The following is a 5,189-nucleotide window of genomic DNA, read 5'->3' on the forward strand; positions in this document are numbered from 1 at the left end:
TGCATTATTCACCAACTGGCAAAAACCTGATTGTGAGGACATCTCAAAAAACAGACTGTTTTTCAGCCAGATCGCTAGATGAACTTCTTGCCAAGGCTTTCGAGGATTTTCCAAAGTCTTCATGAATAATGCAGGCTAGGGGATTAGCTCCCGATAGACGTTGTTCGGCAAAGGCATCATTGGTTTGATAGACTTTGGCGATTTTGGGTAAGGGGATAATGGCAAAGAAGTCCTCATAATCTTGTAGCTCATCGAGGGGATCTAAAAAAGATTTGACTTTGACAGCCAGCATATTGGCCGGTAGTTCCGCAGTTGCCGCCAACCGTTCAGTAATGTACTGAAGGGAAAAGTTTTCCGCTGCAGGCACGGATTCCATGAGGACTAAGGGTGGGAGATACTGATAGTCGTATCTATAGGCTTGGCGTTGAAGATTGAGGGAATCAGCCCGCCGATTCGCATCTGGTTCATTTTGGGGCAGACAAGGAGTGGGAGGAGGGGTATTAACCATTCTGATCAAGTTTGAAAAAATTTAAGTAATCGTACCTTGTTTTTTCTTCCTTACATTGATTTCTGAACATTTTTTAATAATTGATTCTCGCTATCACCCATTTTGATTCTCAACATCTGGCTTTCTTTTTCATCTGGCAACAAATATCAGAACGGGAATATCAATATCAGAAACTCCTCGGGTTTCCAAATCCCAGACAAATTGTTCAAAATTAGGATACTCTGACAAACATTCTTGAATAAACATGGGTACAGCAAAAAAAGTTAAGGGATATATCCATTGATGGATAAGGGTTTTCTGCCATTGTAGTAGATACGTTTGGGGTCAGTTGAGATAGACAAAAATAGTCAAAATATTTATAATAGAAGATTGGACTAAAATTTTCTGTGACTTGCCCATGTTATTGTCTTGCGCCACCGGTAGCGAACAATTTTTAGGTAGTGAAGCGATCGCCACTTACGCCACAGCTAAGGCCGTGATCCTGCCGATTCCCTACGAGGCCACCACCACCTATCGCAAGGGTTGTGAAACTGGACCAGCGGCGGTGATTACCGCTTCCCAACAATTGGAAGCCTATGATGAGGAACTTAAGAGGGAAACCTGTTTAGAAGTGGGCATCTATACCCATGATGCGATCGCCGATACCCGTCAGCAACCGCAATTGTCCGCCGAGGAGATGTTAGCCGTCACCACAGCTACAGTTTCGCGTTTAATTGCCGATGATAAATTTGTCGTCGCCGTCGGGGGTGAACACGCTATCACTACGGGAGTAGTACAAGCTTATCGACAGGCTTTATCTGACCCTTTTACGGTGGTTCAAATTGATGCCCATGGCGATATGCGTTTTGAGTACGAAGGATCCCACCATAACCACGCCTGCGTGATGCGTCGGGTGTTAGAAATGGGTTTACCGACCTTACCCGTGGGAATTCGGGCTATTTGTCGAGAAGAAGCGGAATTAATCGCTAAACAGCAGATTCCCGTGATTTGGGATCGAGATATCGCCGGTGATCCGAATTGGATCGAAAAAGCGATCGCCAAAATTACCACAGAGAAGGTATTTTTAACCATAGACGTGGATGGCATAGATCCGGCTTTAATTCCGGGGGTGGGAACACCCGAACCGGGGGGGTTAAGTTGGCATCAAACCCTAGGCTTTCTCCGTCGTCTTTTCCAAACTCATCAGGTGATTGGCTGCGATGTGATGGAATTGGCCCCGATTAGTGATTCGGTGGTCTCGGAATTTACCACTGCCAAGTTAATTTATAAGTTAATTGGCTATCAATTTACTGCCTAGGGGCTTGCCTAATTAGAAGCAATCGTGTTATAATAGCAATCCGTGCGGACGTATAGCTCAGTTGGTTAGAGTACATCGTTGACATCGATGGGGTCACTGGTTCGAATCCAGTTACGTCCATAAATTATCTGCCCTAGTCCCGATCATAACCTTCATCTCTGATGATAGGATGAACGATCGAAGCTCTCCAGACAAACCCTATGACTAGCTTACTGCGCGACTTTTGGTATGTGGCCACACCGGCAAATAAACTTAAACCCGGTCAGCTAATGGCCAAAAAAATGCTAGGTGAACCGATTGTTGTCGGCAGGAGAGAGGATGGAGAAGTGTTCGCATTGCGGGATATTTGCCCCCATCGTGGCATTCCGCTGCACCATGGTTGGATTGAAGGGGATGGGGTGTACTGTTGCTATCATGGCTGGAAATTTAATACTAGCGATGGCGTTTGTTCTGAGATCCCCTCATTAACGGAACACGATCGCCTTGATATTAGCAGAATTTGTGTCACCAGTTATCCCTGTCGTGAAATACAAGGTCATATCTGGGTGTTTATTCCGGCAGACTCAAAAAGAGAAATTAATCAAGAAAATCTGCCTCCTGTGCCGACTATTGCCGATTTTGGCAAGCTTACCCCCAAAATAGCCGAAACTATCACTTTTGACTGCAATATTGACCATGCAGTGGTGGGATTGATGGATCCGGCCCACGGTCCCTACGTTCATACTTCTTGGTGGTGGCGCAGCGGTCCGCGCAAATTTCGGGTCAAGGAAAAACAATACGAACCTGTCCCCCTCGGTTTTCGTCTTGCTCCCTATGATATGCCTGTAAGTGCGAAACCTTATAAAATTTTGGGTAATAAAGTATCGATTGAAATTGTTTTTGAATTGCCCTCGGTGCGTACAGAAATACTACGAGGTGATCGCCATTTAGCTTGTGCTTTTACGGCAATTACTCCCATCGATGAAAATCACTGCGAAGTCCATCAAAGTTTATACTATACGATTCCTTGGTTGGCATTTTTAACCCCTCTTTTGCGTTATTTAACTCTACAATTCCTCAAACAGGATCGCGATGTGGTAATTAAACAACAGGAAGGACTTAGTTATCATCCAGCTTTGATGTTAATTGATGATGCCGATACCCAGGCCAAATGGTATTATCGCCTCAAGCAAGAATACGAGAAATCTCAAGCAGAAAAACGGGATTTTGTCAACCCCATTAAAGCACAGATTTTACGGTGGCGTAGTTAGAATTAAGTAGCTGGTTATAATTAAATTAAAAATGGATTTTAGGTTCGATCCCCCCTGCCCCCCTTGATAAGGGGGGTGTCGATCCCCCCTTAATCCCCCCTTGATAAGGGGGGTGTCTGATAATTTTTAACGCCTACCTACTTAGATCATTTTATTTAGGTTCTCACTAAGGATTTATTGACACTGGCCTCAATTTGATAAATAGAGGAAAGGACGCTACCTTGATGATTATTGACTAGATCATATTTGACTTCTTGTAAATAATTAAAAATGGCATCCCGCAGAATCGGTTTTTCAATGTTTACCGTGTGCTGATAGTCCCATAAATCCCAAACTATCAAACCAATTCCCACGATTGGATCGATTAATTCTGCCCCAAAACTACTCGCTACTGCTCCACCGGTTTTAGTGGCAATTTTCGCCCCCGTTTTTCCCGCTAGGGACAAATAAACTGTGCTGCCCACTTTCATCACTGGGATGAGAGATTTAACTCCCAAAGCAGTGGCACCACCGACTAAAAGTTTAATTGATGTGTTAGAAATATTGCCCTCGGTATCTTGAATTGTTATGGCTATATCGCTAAGATAACGGTCCCATTTGCCTTGGGGAATTTGATAACTGGCCTGAATATTCTCTAATTCATTGCTTAAATTACTGACATATAAATTAACGGCATCCCTAGTAATTCTCTCTAGACGTAATTGTGCTTCTTGGGGCCGAATTACCCGTTTAGTAAACTCGGTTTGAATAGTTTTGGTCAAATTTTCTGCCACCACCTGTTCCGGGGGTGGATTATCTGTATTGACCCAGTGAGCGATCGAGGAGTATAATCCGCTTAGAAAGGCCTTGCCCTCAAATTGTTTTTGATTGAAATAGTTAAAATACCAAGGCAGAAAACCCTGATCTACTCGTGTCATCAACTCCTCCACCCATCCCTCAATTTCTCCTAAAGCAAAGCTTTGAGAATTGGCTCTCGCTGTCTGTAAAGCTTGGCTAATTTCTCGATCAATTTGAGTGTTAGATTTTTGGGGTATAGTGATGGGAATCTCTAGGTTAGTTTCGGTAGCAACCTTAGTTTTTAACGGTTCATTGCTGGTAGTTCCTAGCCAAATTTTCCCTAAAAGAGGCACGATAACCACTAGAACAACTATAGCCCAAATTAACGGGGTGATCGCCTTAATCAGTTGACTGATCGCCTGAATGCGGTTAGTTTTTTCACTATACTGAGGTGGCTCAATATTTTCTTGTGAATCTGGCCTGGAGTTCATCACCTAACCTACTTAAAATTATTAGATCATTGTTCTCGAAAAACCGCAGAAACCCCAATTTTTCGAGCAGTAACCTGTAGAGGCCATTATCGGGTAGAAGACAGCCAATACCCGATAAATATCGGCAATTTCAGCGAATTTCTGCCTTCATCCGCTCAAGGGTTTGCTGCATTTGGTCGAACATCATTTGCGGAGTCATGCCAAATTGACCTAATTGGGTTTTTAGCTGTTCTACAGTCATTTGGGCGGAAAAATCTTCAGATAACTCGAAACGCTTCATAAATATCTTGTAGCGTTCCATTAACTCCTCCATCCTATCGATAAAGATGATTTTACCCTCTCGATCGAATTTACCGTACTCGCTGCCCAGTTGTGTGAGAGACTGGTAATCTTCAAATAGCTGTCTAGCTTCCTGTTGAACCACTTCTGAGTCAAAGAATCCCATAATCTTAAAACGGCTTATCGTCGATAGTTATTCTCCATCCCATTTTATTTTAGCTGGGGAAAAAGTCTAGCTCCAACCCATTTACGGATTACCGTATTGGGGAAATCGAGAGGATCACAAACGGCCTCCCCTCGCGGTTTATCCTAAATCCAGTTATTAAAAACTGATTATCTATTCCCCCTTTTGCCTCTTGCCTCTTGCCTTTTGCCTATCCTGATATGTTACCTATACTTAGGGTTTGCTGAAAAAGTTTGTTGGTGGGGGCAGGGTGTAGGGTGTGGGGTGTAGGGTGTAGGGTTTTACCGATTTTGAGGTAGTCAGTTACCTAATTTTCAGGGAAAAAGTACCTGAATTCTACCCCCGATCCCTCCAATGGTCGGCACTTTTTGAGGGAAAAAAAGTCTAAAAGCCTTATCCAACA

At 43.5% G+C, this 5,189-nt stretch carries 5 protein-coding genes and 1 tRNA gene; 3 read left to right on the forward strand and 3 right to left on the reverse strand.

The features are described 5' to 3' along the window. Positions 1-43: 43 nt before the first annotated feature. Entirely contained in the window at positions 44-508 is a 465-nt protein-coding gene (locus IM496_RS18005; RefSeq protein WP_287662802.1) for a hypothetical protein, read from the reverse strand. Positions 509-905: 397 nt separating this feature from the next. On the opposite strand from IM496_RS18005, the gene speB reads away from it, so the two are divergent. The 3 genes from speB to IM496_RS18020 all read left to right on the forward strand — a co-directional run bounded on the left by speB (position 906) and on the right by IM496_RS18020 (position 3,055). Further along, positions 906-1,805 (forward strand): agmatinase, encoded by a 900-nt coding sequence (speB, locus tag IM496_RS18010; RefSeq protein ID WP_194013720.1) that lies wholly within the window; start codon positions 906-908, stop codon positions 1,803-1,805. Between the two features lie 46 nt (positions 1,806-1,851). After that, a tRNA-Val gene (locus IM496_RS18015) sits at positions 1,852-1,925 on the forward strand. Positions 1,926-2,005: 80 nt separating this feature from the next. Continuing rightward, on the forward strand, positions 2,006-3,055 hold the full coding sequence (locus tag IM496_RS18020) for a Rieske 2Fe-2S domain-containing protein (RefSeq protein WP_194013718.1): 1,050 nt from the start codon (positions 2,006-2,008) through the stop codon (positions 3,053-3,055). Between the two features lie 155 nt (positions 3,056-3,210). On the opposite strand, the gene IM496_RS18025 is transcribed toward IM496_RS18020, so the two are convergent. Then, a complete protein-coding gene (locus tag IM496_RS18025; RefSeq protein WP_194013716.1) occupies positions 3,211-4,323 on the reverse strand; it encodes a hypothetical protein in 1,113 nt (370 codons plus the stop codon). 130 nt (positions 4,324-4,453) lie between these two features. Then, entirely contained in the window at positions 4,454-4,768 is a 315-nt protein-coding gene (locus IM496_RS18030; protein WP_002738222.1) for a DUF1825 family protein, read from the reverse strand. Positions 4,769-5,189 lie beyond the last annotated feature (421 nt).

The sequence above is a fragment of the Microcystis sp. M049S2 genome, assembly GCF_020245625.1.
In the GTDB taxonomy this organism is placed as follows: Bacteria; Cyanobacteriota; Cyanobacteriia; order Cyanobacteriales; family Microcystaceae; genus Microcystis; species Microcystis ichthyoblabe_A.